The organism is Cupriavidus basilensis OR16 (assembly GCF_000243095.1).
In the GTDB taxonomy this organism is placed as follows: Bacteria; Pseudomonadota; Gammaproteobacteria; order Burkholderiales; family Burkholderiaceae; genus Cupriavidus; species Cupriavidus basilensis_D.
In genome coordinates, this window is the sequence record NZ_AHJE01000039.1 from 1 (window position 1) to 15,003 (window position 15,003).

14 protein-coding genes and 1 pseudogene are annotated in these 15,003 nt (G+C 68.0%); 5 read left to right on the forward strand and 10 right to left on the reverse strand.

Features of this window, described 5'->3' with window-relative positions; all coding sequences use genetic code 11:
- Positions 1–114 (forward strand): fumarate hydratase C-terminal domain-containing protein (locus OR16_RS41275; RefSeq protein ID WP_006158804.1); only part of this gene is annotated, 114 nt, incomplete at its 5' end.
- A 12-nt stretch (positions 115–126) separates the two neighbouring features.
- Here the strand turns inward: OR16_RS41275 and OR16_RS15020 are convergent.
- Complete coding sequence (locus tag OR16_RS15020; RefSeq protein WP_006158805.1) at positions 127–339, reverse strand: DUF3820 family protein; 213 nt, start codon at positions 337–339, stop codon at positions 127–129.
- 128 nt (positions 340–467) lie between these two features.
- Here OR16_RS15020 and OR16_RS15025 point away from each other — a divergent pair, with 128 nt between their 5' ends.
- The gene (locus OR16_RS15025; protein ID WP_006158806.1) at positions 468–932 is read left to right on the forward strand and encodes a DUF2127 domain-containing protein; all 465 of its coding nucleotides are present in this window, start codon (positions 468–470) and stop codon (positions 930–932) included.
- Here OR16_RS15025 and OR16_RS48260 read toward each other — a convergent pair.
- On the reverse strand, positions 929–1,378 hold the full coding sequence (locus OR16_RS48260) for a rhomboid family intramembrane serine protease (protein WP_423739656.1): 450 nt from the start codon (positions 1,376–1,378) through the stop codon (positions 929–931). The genes OR16_RS15025 and OR16_RS48260 overlap by 4 nt on opposite strands.
- Between OR16_RS48260 and OR16_RS45805 the strand changes: the two genes are divergently transcribed.
- Positions 1,316–1,459, forward strand: a complete 144-nt coding sequence (locus OR16_RS45805; protein WP_237717073.1) for a hypothetical protein — start codon at positions 1,316–1,318, stop codon at positions 1,457–1,459. The genes OR16_RS48260 and OR16_RS45805 overlap by 63 nt on opposite strands.
- Positions 1,460–1,496: 37 nt before the next feature.
- Here the strand turns inward: OR16_RS45805 and OR16_RS15035 are convergent, their stop codons facing one another.
- Positions 1,497–3,980 (reverse strand): ExeM/NucH family extracellular endonuclease, encoded by a 2,484-nt coding sequence (locus OR16_RS15035; protein ID WP_006158808.1) that lies wholly within the window; start codon positions 3,978–3,980, stop codon positions 1,497–1,499.
- 127 nt (positions 3,981–4,107) lie between these two features.
- Positions 4,108–6,108, reverse strand: a complete 2,001-nt coding sequence (locus OR16_RS15040; protein ID WP_006158809.1) for an ExeM/NucH family extracellular endonuclease — start codon at positions 6,106–6,108, stop codon at positions 4,108–4,110.
- A 291-nt stretch (positions 6,109–6,399) separates the two neighbouring features.
- On the opposite strand from OR16_RS15040, the pseudogene OR16_RS15045 reads away from it, so the two are divergent.
- Together OR16_RS15045 and OR16_RS15050 are read left to right on the forward strand one after the other, a co-directional pair.
- Positions 6,400–7,022: pseudogene (locus tag OR16_RS15045) on the forward strand (HAD family hydrolase).
- Positions 7,023–7,108: 86 nt separating this feature from the next.
- A complete protein-coding gene (locus tag OR16_RS15050; protein ID WP_006158810.1) occupies positions 7,109–7,741 on the forward strand; it encodes a CDP-alcohol phosphatidyltransferase family protein in 633 nt (210 codons plus the stop codon).
- A 48-nt stretch (positions 7,742–7,789) separates the two neighbouring features.
- On the opposite strand, the gene OR16_RS15055 is transcribed toward OR16_RS15050, so the two are convergent.
- The 6 genes from OR16_RS15055 to OR16_RS15080 form a co-directional block, all read right to left on the reverse strand.
- Entirely contained in the window at positions 7,790–9,241 is a 1,452-nt protein-coding gene (locus OR16_RS15055) for an aldehyde dehydrogenase family protein (protein WP_006158811.1), read from the reverse strand.
- Positions 9,242–9,439: 198 nt separating this feature from the next.
- Positions 9,440–11,251, reverse strand: a complete 1,812-nt coding sequence (locus OR16_RS15060; protein WP_006158812.1) for an ATP-binding response regulator — start codon at positions 11,249–11,251, stop codon at positions 9,440–9,442.
- Positions 11,252–11,254: 3 nt separating this feature from the next.
- The gene (locus OR16_RS15065; RefSeq protein ID WP_006158813.1) at positions 11,255–11,929 is read right to left on the reverse strand and encodes a response regulator; all 675 of its coding nucleotides are present in this window, start codon (positions 11,927–11,929) and stop codon (positions 11,255–11,257) included.
- A gap of 558 nt (positions 11,930–12,487) precedes the next feature.
- Positions 12,488–13,114, reverse strand: a complete 627-nt coding sequence (locus tag OR16_RS15070; protein WP_006158814.1) for a metallophosphoesterase — start codon at positions 13,112–13,114, stop codon at positions 12,488–12,490.
- Complete coding sequence (locus tag OR16_RS15075; protein WP_006158815.1) at positions 13,111–14,184, reverse strand: ABC transporter ATP-binding protein; 1,074 nt, start codon at positions 14,182–14,184, stop codon at positions 13,111–13,113. The genes OR16_RS15070 and OR16_RS15075 overlap by 4 nt, the downstream gene beginning before the upstream one ends.
- Positions 14,177–15,001, reverse strand: a complete 825-nt coding sequence (locus OR16_RS15080) for an ABC transporter permease (protein ID WP_006158816.1) — start codon at positions 14,999–15,001, stop codon at positions 14,177–14,179. The genes OR16_RS15075 and OR16_RS15080 overlap by 8 nt, the downstream gene beginning before the upstream one ends.
- Between the last annotated feature and the right edge of the window lie 2 nt (positions 15,002–15,003).

Consider the following 15,003-nt stretch of genomic DNA (forward strand, 5'->3'; position numbering starts at 1 on the left):
GCCTTCCCGGATCTAGGGATGGAGGCTATCTATGAGTTCGAGGTGGAGGACATGCCGGCCACGGTGGCGGTGGATGCCAAAGGGCGGTCGATTCATCGGATCGTTGCCGCTTGAGCAGCCAGGGTATCAACGCCCGCGCAGCGGATCCAGCAGGCTGGTCAAGCCGTTGTGGTCGAGTTCGTGCATCAGTGCCAGCAGCTGGCCGATCTCGCCGGGCGGAAAGCCTTCGCGCGCGAACCAGTTCAGGTAGGTGCCCGGCAGGTTCGCGATGACGCGGCCCTTGTACTTGCCGTAAGGCATGGTGCGGGTGAGCAGGAGTGGCAGGTGTTCGGGATTCATGGAGCAACCTCAGGCGGGCCTCGGATGGCGCCGGCAACGGAGATGTTACCAGTGTGCCGCGCCCGGTTTGCCGCCGTCCGCCGCGCCGGGGTACGATCCACACCTTACCGCTGACGAGGACAAGCAAGATGGTTAAGCAAGGCACAGGGGCCGGCCTGAAGAGCATCGCCCTGTTCGAGGCCGCCAAGGGCCTGTTGGTGATCTTCGCGGGACTGGGCCTGGTTGCGCTGCTGCACCGGGACGCGCAGGCGCTGGCCGAGGCCATTGTCGCCCGCCTGCACCTGAATCCGGGGAGCCGCTACCCGACCATCTTCCTGTCGCTGATGGCGCATCCGAGCGACGCGCGGCTGTGGGCCATCGGCGGATCCGCAACGATGTACGCAGCCATGCGCCTCACGGAGGCCTACGGCCTGTGGCGGCAGCGCGTGTGGGCGAAGTGGCTCGGCGTGTGGTCGGGCGCGGTCTACATTCCGGTGGAAGTGTACGAGGCGGTAGTGCATCCTAGTGCCATCCATATCGGGCTGGCCATTGCCAATGCACTGATCGTGGCTTACCTGGCCAACAGCATCAGGCGCAATCCGGCCGGCGCCTAGCCGCCGCTGGCGCCCTCCGGCCTGACCTGGCCAGCAGTGCCCCGCCGGCCAGGCCGTAAACGTGGGCGCTGGCCACGACCGGGCCACCCAGCCACGCGCCGGCATCCTCGGCGGGGCCCGCCAGCATCTGCCAGCTCGCGCGGCCGGCCAGCGCCAGCAACAGCATCGCCGCGAGGCCATCGCAGCGGGCCCGTGGCAGCAGGGCAAGCATGGCAAGGCCGTAGTTGATGCCGGAGAACCCCGCATAGCGGTGCAGCCCCCGCCTCGCCGGCCACTAGCAGCAACCCTGTCATGGTCGCCAATGGCGGCACCACGTGCCAGGCGCGCACGCGCGCCGGCAGGATCGCCGCCAGCATCAGCAGCCCAGCCACGTTGAGCAGGCAATGCGCCCAGCCAAGATGCACGAAATGGCAGCTCAGCAGGCGCCATGCTTCACCCGCGAGCATGGCCTCGCGGTCGAAGCGCAGGGCCTGCATCAGCGCAGGCCCCGCGGCCTGGAGCGCGACCATGGCCAGCGCCAGCAGTAGCCACCCGCCAGCGGCTCGCCGTCTGTCAGGGCGCATTTCAGCGGCGCGCAAAGCCGCCTGCAAAGCCGCCTGCGAAGCGGCGCCACGCCGCTGCGGCCAGGGCGCCGGCCAGGATCAGCAGCATCCACGTATCCGCTGCACCGGTCCCCGTATCGCCGCCCTGGCCGGCGGTGGCGCCACCGGCGTTGCCGTTGCCCGCACCCGCTTGCTCGCCCTCGGGCGCCAGGCTGTCGTCGCGCAGCGCCAGGTCTACCAGCACCGGGTCGTGATCAGACGAACGGTAGGCATCCGGCGCGTAGAACGACGTTTGCTGATCGGTGCTCTTGAAGGCTATCGAGTACTCCAGGGCAATGGGCTCATCCGCATTGATGTGCCATTCGCTGACCGCGCGGATGCGGCTCGCTGCGGCGTCGTTGGCCAGCGCGTGGTCGATGTAGCCAGCCTCGCCGCCAAAGACGTAGCTGTAGGCGCCGGCGCCGACAAAGCGCGCCACCATGTCGCCGTAGCCCTTGTCGGCAAAGAGACGGATCGGGTCTTCCTTGGCGTAGCTGTTGAGGTCTCCGATCAGCAGCTTGCCGTCATCCGCGACGCCGGTGGGCGAGGTGGCAAGCCAGTCGGCGATCTTGCCGGCGGCGGCGAGGCGGGTGGGGTTCCAGCAGCTCTGGCCATCGCCCTGGTCGGCGTTGGCGCCCGTGGACCCGGTGCAGCCCTTGGACTTGAGGTGGTTGACCACCACCGTGAGCTTGCGGGCCTGGCCGGGCAGGCGGAAGGTGCGGGCCAGCGGCTGGCGGTTCTTGTCGTCGATGGCCAGCGTGGCGGGCACGCCCACGGGTTCCACGGTGCGGCTGTTGTAGATCAGGGCAACCTTGATGGCGTCGCCGCCGAGCTTGTCCACCCCCGGGTCGACAAAACGCCAGTCTGCCCCGAGCTTGCCGACCAGCCGCTGGATGGCGCTGAATTCTCCATAGCCGTCGTTCTCGATTTCCATCAGGCCAACGACATCGGCATTGAGCGCCTTGAGGGCGGCCACGATCTTGGCTTCCTGGCGCTCGAATTCCGCCAGCGTCTTGGCGCCGCGGTTGTTCGGGTCATCGAAGCCCGCGCCCTTGCCGTCGCCGTTGAAGTAGTTCAGCACGTTGAACGACGCCACCCGGATATCGGACTGGGCCGCGCGTGCCGGCGCGCTGGCGCGCGGGTTCGCCGTGGCCTGGAAGGCCGGGGCTTGCGCGCCCGGCACCGTCTGCAGGCGCCAGCTGCCAAAGCGCATTTCCAGCACGCCTTGCACGTTGCTGACCGTATACCCGCCGCGCAGCGTATTGGCCGCACTCAGGCCCGGTGCCGGAAAGGGCACGACCGCCGGGTTCTGCTTGTTCGAGCCGTCATCCAGCACCAGGCGATTCAGCGCGTTGGCCGCGGCCTGCGCCGCCGCGCCGGCCTTGGGCAGCGCCACGTTGGTGGGCAGGGGCAGGCGCCCGTTGCTCAGCAGCACGCTGCCGTAGCGGCCCAGCTCATAAGTCTCGCTGACGGTGAGGGTTTGCGGCAGGCGCACCAGCATGCCCTCAAAGGCAGCCAGCGCTTGCGCGGTCTGCGCGGGCAGGGTGACCAGCGCCGGCGTGACAGTCTGGCCGCTGCCGCAAACCGCCACGTTGCTGGCGAGCGTCAGTTGCGTCTGGCCGAATTTTTCCTCGACCTTGCCAATCAGGTGGACCAGGTCGCCGGCACGGGCGCTGGTCGAAGGGGCGTACACGAACAGTCCCTCGGACACGCCGGGGCGGTTCTGGCGCTGCGCATCCGCCTGTTGGACGAAAAAGCCGCCGAAGCCATCCGTGCCGGGATAGTCGGCCGTCACCACGGCCTCGATATCCACCGTCTGCCCGGCCAGCGGCGAGGTGGCGCCCGAACCCTGGATATCGGCGATCAGCGTGGCCGCAGCGCCGCACTGCGCGGTGGCCGGCGGCAGCGGTGCCGGTGCGTTGTTGTAGTAGCCGAGGTCGGCGAAGGCGTCGGTGCCGAAGCCATCCCACTGCAGGGCTGGATCGAAGGCTCCGGTGCTGTCGGTGTCGCCGGTGACCAGGCCGGTCTTGCGGCGCAAGGTGTTGTCCTTGGTGACGGCGGTGCCCGTGCCCCAGGCGCCGCCGGCGGGCTGCACGCCGACCTGGCCGAAGCGGTCGATCACGGCGCTGGCGCGCGCGAGGACCAGCGCGTCGTCGCCATTGAACGTAAACGCGGCGACCTGGTTCAGGCGGCTGCCGAGCGCGGCGGCCATGCTGCTATGCGCCAGCACGTAGACCGCGCCGGGGGCCAGCGTGCCGCTGAGCGTGAAGGTGCTGGTGGGCGCGGTGGCGCCGTTGTTGTATTGCTGGAGCTTGTACTGCGACAGGTCGATCGCTGTAGCATCCGGGTTATACAATTCCACGGCCTTGTTGTTGGAGGTCCCTTCCACGACCTCGCTGATGATCAGGTCGGCATGGGCGGGCAGGGCGATGGCAAGCAGGGCGGTTGCAAGGACGGACAGGCGCATGTGGGGCGGCTCGATAGGTTTGGTTTTGCAAGGTTCGAGATGCTATTGAGCGCAGGTGACAGGGGCATGAATGGCTGGCATACATTTGCCCGCCTTTCCCACTCGCCCCCGAAGAAGAGCGTGCGTCTTACTGCCGCCAGCCCGGCAGGACGCGGCGCGCAAACCAGTGCCACGCGGCCAACGCCGCGGCGCCCGTCACCGTCCACAGCAGCCAGGGATCCGTGGCGCCGGCCCCGGTTTCCTTTTCTCGGGTATCGGCGCCGGTGCCGGTGTCCGCGCTGATGCTTCCCGCGCTGCCCTTCGTCCCGGCCGTGCCGCCCGTTGCCACGGTATCGCCGCGCATGGCAAGGTCGACCACCAGCGGGTCGTGGTCGGAAGAGCGATAGGCGTCAGGCGCATAGAAGGATTGCTGCTGCGCCTCGCTCTTGTGGGCCAGCGTATAGGCCAGGGCGATTGGCTCGTCGGCGTTGATGTGCCAGTGGCGCGCCGCGAGGGTGCGGCTCGCCGCCCCCGCATCGGCGAGCGCGTGATCGATGTAGCCGGCCTCGCCGCCGAAGACATAGCTGTAGGGGTGGGCGCCGGCTTCGGCGAAGCGCGCGATCATGTCCGCATAGCCGCGCTCGGCCAGCAGGCGGATCGGGTCTTCCCGTGCGTAGCTGTTGAGGTCGCCAATCACCAGCTTGCCATCGTCCGGCACGCCGGTGGGCGAGGTGGCCAGCCAGTCGGCAACGTGGTTGGCCGCCGCCACGCGCAGGGGATTCCAGCAGCTCTGGCCATCGCGCTGGTCCGCGTTGACGCCGCGCGCGTCGTTGCAGCGCTTGGACTTGAAATGGTTAACCACCACCGTGAGCTTGGCGGGATGGCCCGGCAGGCGGAAGGTGGCGGCCAGCGGCTGGCGCGTTCTCGCGCCCAGCGCCAGCGTGGCCGCCGTGCCGACGGGCTCGACCTTGCGGGCGTTGTAGATCAGGGCGACCTTGATGGCATCGTTGCCCAGTTTCTCCCGGCCGGGATGGATGAAGCGCCAGTCCGGCCCGAGCTTGCCCGCTAGCCGCCGGATGGCGCTCAGCTCGCCATGGCCATTGTTTTCGATCTCCATCAGGCCGATCACGTCGGCGTTCAGGCCGCGCAACGCGCTCAGGATCTTGGCTTCCTGGCGGGCGAATTCGGCAGGCGTCTTTGCGCCGCGATGGTCTGGGTCATCGAAGCCCGCGCCGTGGCCGTCGCCATTGAAGTAGTTCTCGACGTTGAAAGCCGCCACGCGCAGATCGGTGCGGGCAGCACGCGCCGGGGCACCAGCGCGCGGATTGGTGCGCTGGAATGCCGGTGGCGGGGCGCCGGGGAGGGGCTGGATGCGCCAGCTGTTTGAGCGCCATTCCAGCACGCCCTGCACGTTGGCGACGGAGTCCCCGGCGCGCAGCGTGTTCGGTGCGCTCAGCCCCGGTGCGGGATGGATGACGCGCGGCGGGTTCTGCCGGCTGGAGCCATCGTCCAGCACCAGGCGATTCAGGGCATTGGCGGCAGCCTGCGCGGCGGCGGCTTGCCCGGGCAAGGCCACGTTGGTGGGCAGGGGCAGGCGGCCGAGGCTGAGCACCACGCTGCCATAGCGGCCGAGCTCGAAGGTCTCGCTGACAGTGAGGGTCTGCGCCAGCCGCACCAGCATGCCCTCATAGGCCGCCAGCGAGCCCGTGTGCGTGGCGGGCAACGTCATGGTTTCCGGGGTGACCGCCTGGCCCACCGCGCACACCGTGGCCGGGCCGGACAGCCTTAGCCGCATCTGGCCCGCGCGCTCTTCCACGGTGCCAAGCACGCGGACAAGGTTGCCCGCCCGCGCACCCGCGCGCGGCGCATGGACAAACATGCCCTCCGATACGCCGGGACGGCGCTGGCGCAGGGCATCGGCCTGCTGCACGAAGAAGCCGCTGAAGCCATCGGTGCCCGAGTAGTCAGCCGTGACCACCGCCTCCAGCGCAACCCTGCGCCCGATGGACGGCGTGCCCTCGCTTTCGTCCCGCAAATTGGCGATCAGCGTGGCGGGCGCGCCGCACTGCGCGGTGGGCGGGGCCAGCAGCGCCCTTGTCTGATCGCGATAGCCCACGTCGGCATGGGCGGGCAAGGCAAGGGACAGCAAGGCCAGGCAGGGTGGCAGGAGACGTGGGAGCGAGCGTGAAAGGGAACGTGCAAGGGAACGTGCAAGGGAACGTGGAAGGGAACATGGCAAGAAGCGGTGCAGGACAGGCTTGGGCGAAAACAGGAGCATGGATGGGTTTCCGGTGTCTCGACGCAGTTTGGGTCCGGATGGACGAGTGATGCCAAGCGTAGAGGCCGGGGCCGGCTCGCGGATTGAGACAATTCTCATATTGGCCTCGGCGCAGACTCTGCGAGAATGCAGCCTTGTCCTCAACGCAGCTGACGAGATACCGTGACTGTCCGTGCCGTAGTGTTCGATTTTGGTGGCGTGCTGTTCGATTGGAGCCCGGAATACCTCTATGCCGAGTTGATCCCGGATCCGCAGGAGCGCGCGCGGTTCTTGTCGGAGGTGTGCTCGCCGGCGTGGAATATCCGCCAGGATGCCGGCAGGCCGCTGCGCGAGGCCACGGAGTTGCTGGTGGCCGAGCATCCCGCCAGGCCGGCCTGATCCGCGCGTTCTATGGGCGCTGGCCGCAGATGCTGCGTGGCCCGCTGGCCGATGGCGTGGCGCTGCTGCGGCGCCTGCACGCCGCGCAGGTGCCGCTGTTCGGCCTGACCAACTGGTCCAGCGAAACGTATCCGCACGCCGTGCGCATCGGCGATTTCCTGTCATGGTTCCGCGATATCCTGGTGTCCGGCGAGGTTGGCGTTGCCAAGCCGGATCCGGCCATCTACCAGCTCATGCAGGCGCGCATCGATGCCAGCCTGCCGGGGATCGCGCCAGGAGAGCTGCTGTTCATCGACGACAACGCGGCCAATGTGGCTGCGGCAACGGCGCTGGGCTGGCAGGCCGTGCATCACGTCAGCGCCACGCGCACCGCAAGCGCGCTACGCGCAGCGGGATTGCATTTCTAGCCAGATGACTTGCCAGGTTCGCCGCTTGCCGGCGAGCCTTGTCACCCGGCAGTGTTACGCATCAAAGGATTCAGGAGCCCGCCGCCATGGCATCCACACCAGAACGTCCCAAGCATTTTTCCATGATCCGCGAGTTGCATCTTGCCGATCTGTTCACGTTGGGCAACGCAGCCTGCGGCATGGCATCGGTGTTTTTCGCCATGTTCTACATCGCCTCGGGCTTGCCAGCGCATTTCATGGCAGCGGCAGCGCTGGCGCCGGCAGCCTTCATTTTCGATGTGCTGGACGGGCGCATCGCGCGCTGGCGGCACCAGCATTCCGCGTTGGGCCGCGAGCTGGATTCGCTCGCCGACATCATTTCCTTTGGCGTCGGTCCGGCCACGCTGGCGTTTGCCGCGGGCATGCGCGGCGGCTGGGACATGGCGGCGCTGATCTACTTCGTCTGCTGCGGCGTGAGCCGGCTGGCACGCTTCAACGTCACCGCCGAGACCTTGTCCGAGGGCAGCGGCAAGGTGGCGTATTTCGAGGGCACGCCGATCCCCACCAGCGTGCTGCTGACTGGCGTGCTGGCATTTTGCGCGGGGCAGGGCCGGGTGGGCGATGCGCTCTACGGCGGCGTGTGGTCGATCGGCCCGGCGGACTTGCATCCGCTCGTGCTGCTGTTCGTGCTCTCCGGGTCGCTGATGATCAGCAAGACCCTGCGCATCCCGAAGATGTAGCCCCGCGCCGAAAACGCGGCGCCGCGCGTAGCCGCCGCAGGTTGGCCGCTATTGGCGCAGCGACAGCCAGATCGCCTTGGGTTCGGTGAAGTTGTCGATGGCAGCGTCCCCATGCTCCCGGCCCAGGCCCGAGTCGCCGGCGCCGCCCCAGGGCAGGCGCACGTCGGTGTGGCCATAGGTGTTGATCCACACGGTGCCGGCTTTGAGTTCGGCGGCTACCTGGTGCACGCGGCCGATGTCGGCGCTCCACACGCCCGCCGCCAGGCTGAACGCGGTGCCGTTGGCAATGCGCACGGCGTCGGCTTCGTCCTCAAAGCGGATCACGCTGGCGACCGGGCCGAAGATTTCCTCCTGCGAGACGCGCATCTCATGCTCGACGTTGGCGAACACGGTGGGCTGCACGTAGTAGCCCTTGCCGCCCACGCGCTCGCCACCGGTCACGGCGATGGCGCCTTCGCGCTTGCCAATCTCCACGTAGTCCAGCACGGTCTTCATCTGCGCGGACGACACCAGTGGCCCCATGGTGGTGTCCGGCGCCGCGGGGTCTCCCACGCGGATCGAAGCGGCGCGCGCCGCCAGCTTTTCCACCACTTCGTCATAGACCTCGCGCTGCGCCAGGATGCGCGAGCCGGCCGAGCAGACTTGCCCTGAATTGAAGAAGATACCGGAGGCGGCGGCGCGCACGGCGGCGTCCACGTTGGCGTCGGCAAAGATCAGGTTGGCGGACTTGCCGCCGAGCTCCAGCGTGACGCGCTTGAAGTTGGCGGCGGCGCCCTGCATGATGCCGCGCCCCACGCCGGGCGAGCCAGTGAACGTCACCTTGTCGATGCCGGGATGCGCCACCAGCGCATTGCCCACGACGCTGCCCTTGCCGGTGACAATATTGAGCACGCCGGGTGGCAACCCGGCCTGCAGTGCCAGCTCGCCCACGCGCAGCGCGGTCAGTGGCGTGATCTCGGCGGGTTTGACGATGAGGGTGCAGCCGCAGGCCAGCGCAGGGGCGATCTTCCACATGCCGATCATCAGCGGGAAGTTCCACGGCACGATGGCGGCGACCACGCCAACCGGCTCGCGCACGGTGTAGGTCAGCGCGCCGGGGCGGGTCGGCACCACCTGGCCGTTGATCTTGTCGGCCCAACCGGCGTAGTAGCGCACCGTGTCGATCACGGCCGGCATATCCTGGCGCCGCACGGCGGCCAGCGGCTTGCCGGCATCCAGGCTTTCCAGCGCGATCAGTTCTTCCTGGCTGGCTTCCAGCAGATCGGCAAAGCGGTACAGGATGCGGCCGCGCTCGGCCGCGCGCAGGCCGCACCAGACCTTGAGCGCGGCGCGGGCGGCGGTCACCGCCAGGTCGACGTCGGCCGCGCTGCCTTGCGCGACCAGGGCGATCGGGAGTTCCGTGGCCGGGTTGATGTCCGTGGAATACTCTCCGGTGCCGGGCGGCAGGCGCTTGCCGTCGATCAGCAAATCGTGTCTTGGCAGTTCGGGCTGCGTGCTCATGGTTGCTCCTCGCTTGGGGTCGGTGAACCTCGGGGCACGTTAGCGGAAGCGATGCGGCTTGTGCCGGTGGCGCCCGTGCCTGCTGTCACGATGCAGTGTGGGTGGGCGTTGGCGCCAAGTCCAATTAATAGGACGGATTGATTCATACAAAAAATGCATGAATCAAGGGGCAGTGACGGAGGAGGGCAGACGCGCCCGTCAGCCTTCGGCGCGTGCGGTCCGGTTCACGGCACCCCGGGGGATGTCCTGGCGCCAGCCGGCATCGCGCAGCAGCGCAGTCATGGCCGTATGCAACTGAAGCGCCACTACCGGCTTGTGCAGCAGCGCGGCGCCCCCGGCATGGACGTTGCGCAGGCGGTCCGGCGCGGTATCGCCGGTGATGATGACGGTGGGAATGGCGCGGCCTAGCCGCGCGCGGATTGCCATCATGGCATCCTGGCCAGTGCGCTCGCCGCGCAGGCGATAGTCGGCCAGCAGCAAGTCGGGTTGGTAGCTGCCCAGCGCGGCCAGTGCATCTTCCTCGGACTCCACCGCCAGGCACACCGATTGCCAGCTCTCCAGCAGGGCCGCCATGGCGCCCCGGATTTCCTGATCGTCGTCGATCACCAGCACGCGCAACCCGTTCAGGCTGGGATTGTGGTGCAAGCTGGCGGGCAAGGTATCGGCGCGATCCTCGGTCAATGGCAGGGCAAAGCGGAAGACCGATCCGCGGCCGGGCCTTGAGTTCAGCAGGACCCGGGTGGAAATGGTGCGTGCCAGCCCCGCCACGATGGCCAGCCCGAGCCCGAGGCCCTTGCGCTGGTCCCGCTCCGGATTGCCCAACTGGTGGAACTCCTTGAAGATCGCGCGATGCTGGGTCATGGGGATGCCGACGCCGGTATCCCAGACCTCGATCATCACGCGCTCGCCCCGGCGGCGGCACGCCACCAGCAAGCCGCCCTGCGTGGTGTAGCGGATGGCATTGGCGATCAGGTTGCGCAGGATCAGCTCGACCAGCGTCGGATCGGCGAACACCGTGACGGTGGTATCCCGGGTCCGGTAGAACAGGCCGCGGGCATCGGCCTGCGGCGCAAACTCGTTCTCCAGCTTGTAGAGCAAGGGCTGCAGCCGGAAGGCGCGCGGCCGGGCGGTGATGACGCCAGCGTCCACCTTGGAGAAGTCCAGCAGCGTGTTGAGCATTTCGCGCGCGGCGCCGGAGGCGGCCTCGATGTGCGTGAGCAACTGGCGCTGCTTGTCGGTGAGCTCGGAGCGGCTCAGCGTGACCACGAACAGGCCTAGCGCATGCAGGGGCTGGCGCAGGTCGTGGCTGGCCGAGGCGAGGAACACCGATTTGGCGCGGTTGGCTTCCTCCGCTTCGCGTTGGGCATATTCCGCGCGGGCCGTCTGCTCGCGCAACTGGGAGATCAGCTCCACGTTGGCAAAGCGCAGCGCGATGCCATGCCGTGCCACGCGCGCATAGTTGCGCGCAAAGATCATCAGCACCACGAGATAAAGCGGCGTGCCGAGGAACATGGGCAGGTAGGCGAGATCGCCGGTGGCGATGAAGACCGCCCAGACCGGCACGATGGCCGGGAGGAAGAAGCCCACGGCAACCGGCAGGCAGGCGGAGAACACCGCCAGCGCGGCAGCGCTCATGCCAGCGATCAGCGAGAGGATGCAGATCACCGTCGCAGGTGTCCTCACATCCATGTAGAGCCACGCCGCCAGCCCCCATAGCGCGCCGAGCAGTGTGAGCAGCAGCGTCATGCTGCGCGCATAGCGCCCGGCATGGGCTTCGCTCGTGCGCTCGGGCAACAGGCGCCGCCCGAAGTGCCCGGCGGCGCAGGCCAGTGCCATCGCCAGCGCCCAGGGCAAGGCGCCCGCATGGCCGCCGCCCAGGATCAGCCCGATGGCCAGGATGAACGCCGCTAGCGTGCAGCCCAGCATGGCGATGCCGAAGCTCTGGTCGATCAGTTCCATCTGCGCGGCCAGAAGCCGCGGCTCGTCAAAACGGGGGAGGAGCAATGCCATGGCTTACCTGCCTGCCTGCACCAGGCCGCGGCGCTGGGCCTCGAGCACTGCCTCGACCCGGCTGACCACGCCCAGATGATCGAGAATGGCTGCCACGTGGACACGTACGGTGTTTTCCGAGAGTCCCAGATGGTGGGCAATGATCTTGTTGGAGCGGCCCTGGCTGAGCTGGTCCAGCACCTCGAGCTGGCGCGGCGTGAGCGAGCTGGCCTGGTAGCCCGGGTACGCGTTGCCGTTGGCGTGGCTTGCCGGGCTACCGCAGTCGGCGTCGGCGCCAGCGGGGCCAGGGGCGGGATTGAAGTACGTGTCGCCCCGCAGGCATGAGGCGATGGCGTCTTCGATCTCGATGCTGTTCGCGGATTTTGGCAGGAAGCCCGCAATCTCCCTGCGCGCGGTGTCGGGAATGGTCTCCAGCCCGGAAGTGCCGGACACGATGAGGATGCGCGCCGCGGGGAAGTGTCGGCGCAACACCTTGATGCCCTCGATGCCATTGAGACCGGGCATCTGGATATCCAGCAGGATGATGTCCACGCTGGCGGCGCGGTGTTCCTCCACCGCGCCCATGACCGAGCCTGCCTCGATGATGCCGGCCACGCTAGGGCTGTCCGCCAGCACCAGGCGCAGGCCGGTGCGGAACAGGGTGTGGTCGTCGATCAGCAGCAGGTGGGCGTTGAGCATGGGTTGAGGTTGAGCGTCGGACGGCGCGCAGGTTGTCGCCGGTGGCGCGAAGTGGAGCAAGCAAAAAGTGACGTGCTGCGCCCCAATCGAAGCGAGCGCCAAGGCGAATTGGACTAGATTCCGGGGGGCTTGTCCATTTCCCTACTAAAGAGGGGAAACGCAGGGTGGGCGCCGCCGGGGTTTGGCGGGGCATCGCCCCGCAAGCGGCCTGCACGCTAGGACTCGCGGGAAATTGCCCTGCGCCATGGCGGCGCGCGCAGCTCGCGGCAGGGATGGGCACTAGTCCGGAAGGATTATTTCGTTCGGGGCCGGCCGGTGCCACCATGCATGCATGGGTGATTTCCGCGACTCGCCCATACCACTTTTGTTACCCACTACCACCCGGCAGTGGGTTTTTTTTCGTGGTGTTGTAGCGTCGGATCGGCAGGCCGCAGGAGAATGCAAGCGGTTGCACGCCCGATGTGCCGATGCGCCGATGCGGGTTCGACCGATCTGCCAGTCAATCGATCAACTTGCCTGCGGAATCGAAGAAGGGATGGTCGGCGCCAAACTCGCCGATCACCGCCGCGTGGCTCGCCAGCCCATGCGCGGGTGCCTGCGCACGACCGCTTCCAGCAACGCCGCCCCCGCCAGGCCCTGCTGGTCCATGTGGCCAATGCCGGTGTGAAAGGGGGGGTGATGGAGCATCAGCAGCGTGGGCCTGTGGGGTTGCGCCGCGAGCGTGGCCTCGAGCCACGGCAGCGCGGCGGGATCGACCTCGCCGCCAGGCTTTCCCGGCACCGTGCAGTCGAAGGCCACCAGGCGCAGCGGCCCGGCCTCCAGGCTGTAGTGGATCGGCGCGTCGCCGTCGCCGGTGGCAAACAGGTAATCGTGGTCGGCAAACACGCGGCGCAGTGTGGCGCGGTGGTCATGGTTGCCGGGCAACAGCCGCACCGGCATTGGCAGCGCCGCCAGGATGCCGCGCAGGAATCGATACTCCTCCTCGGTGCCGAAGTCCACCAGGTCGCCGGTGACGACGACGGAGTCAGGCCGCTGCGGCGCGGCCAGCAGCGAGGCGATGCAGCGCCGCAGCGCACCGGCGGTGTCGACCATGCGGTAGGACAACTTGCCGCCGGCCTTGATGTGCAGGTCGGTGATATGGGCGAGCAGGTAGGTGTCGTCCGGGTTGTCGGTGGCGGTGTTCATGCGGCGAGCGCTTCCGGGAGCGTGATCAGGTGGCCAGTATCGAGGCGCAGGCCCACGCGGTCGCCCGCGTGCCAGCCATCGCGCCGGGTGGTGTCGACGACAAGCGGCGCCGGCGCGCCCACGTCGACCAGCAAGCGCGTGTAGTTGCCCAGGAACAGCGCGGTGACGACCGAGCCGCCCAGGTGGGCATCCTCTGCCTGTGCCAGCGCTACGTCTTCGGGGCGGAACAGCAGCTCGGCGCGCGCCGCAGGGGCGGCGGCGAGGCTTGCGGCGGTGCCATGGCGCGGGACCAGGCCGCCCGGCACGCGCCAGGCATCGGCCTCCAGCACGGCAGGCAAGCGGTTCATGGTGCCGATGAAATCCGCCACGAAGGCATTGGCTGGCGCGCGGTAGATCTGCTGCGGCGTGCCTGTTTGCGCGATGTGGCCACGGTCCATCACGATGATGCGGTCGCCCAGCGCCATTGCCTCCGCCTGGTCGTGCGTGACGTAGACGGCGGTGATATGCAGGCTGCGCAGCAATTGGTTGATATCGGCGCGCAACGCATCGCGCAGCTTGGCATCCAGCGCGGTCAGCGGCTCGTCGAGCAACAGCACGCGCGGCTGCACGGCGATGGCGCGGGCCAGCGCCACGCGCTGGCGCTGGCCGCCGGAGAGCTGGTCGATGCGCCGCTCGGCAAAAGGCCCGAGATGCATCATGGCCAGCATCTCGTCCACCCGGCGGCGGCGCGCGGCGGCGTCGATGCGGCGCACGCGCAGGCCATAGGCGATGTTCTCCGCCACGGTCATGTTGGGAAACAGCGCATAGCTCTGGAACACCATGCCCACGCCGCGCTGCTCGATCGGCAACGAGGTCACGTCGTTATCGCCAAACATGACCACGCCGCCGGCGTCGGGGAATTCCAGCCCGGCGATGATGCGCAATGTGGTGGTCTTGCCGCAGCCCGAGGGGCCGAGCAGCACCACGGTCTCGCCCGCGCCGATGTCGAGGTCGAGTGGTTGCAGCGCCAGCGTGCCGTCGGGGAAGGTCTTGCCGCAGTGGCGCAGCGTGATGGTGGTCGGTTCATGCATGGCGGGCCTCGGAAGTGGAGAGCGGATCGGCGCCGGAGATCGCTTTGGTGTCGGCGCCGTCGGCAAGCGGCTGGTGCTTGCGGGCGCGCGCGCCCAGCGCGGACAAGCCCTGCATCAGCACCAGCAGCGGAATGATCATGAAGAAGAACACGATGGTGTAGGCCGACCCAATCTCCAGGCGCATCGAGGCGTAGCTGTCGGCTAGCCCCACCGGCAGCGTCTGCGTAGTGGGCGTATGCAACATCCAGGTCAGGTTGAATTCCCCGACGGACAAGGTCACCACCATCAGCGCCCCGGCCAGGATGCCCTGGCGGCAGTTCGGCAGTACCACGGTAAAGAAGCGCTGCAGGCGGTTTGCGCCCAGGCTGGCGGCTGCGTCTTCCAGCGTGCGGATATCGATGGCCGACATGATGGCCAGTACCGAGCGCACCATGAACGGCAGCGTAAACAGCACGTGGCCGACGAGGATAAACACCCAGCTGGTACGGAATGCCTGCCAGCCGCCATAGAGCAGGATCAGGCCAAGCGCGGTGGCCAGCCCCGGCACCGCCACTGGCAGCATCAGCAACTCCTCGATCAGGCGCGTCACGCGCCCGCGCCGCAGCGCCATGTAGTAAGCGGCCGGCACGCCGAGCACCAGCGTGCAAGCCAGGCAGGCCAGGGCGATGCCCAGCGACAGGAAGATGGTGTTGCGGTAGAGCGCCCACACCTCCACCAGCCAGCGCGTGGTGAGGCCGCTGGACACGCCGACAAAGATGTTGTTGGTAAGGCCGGCGAGCACGGACAGCACCACGGGCACCACCATGAACAGGCACACCA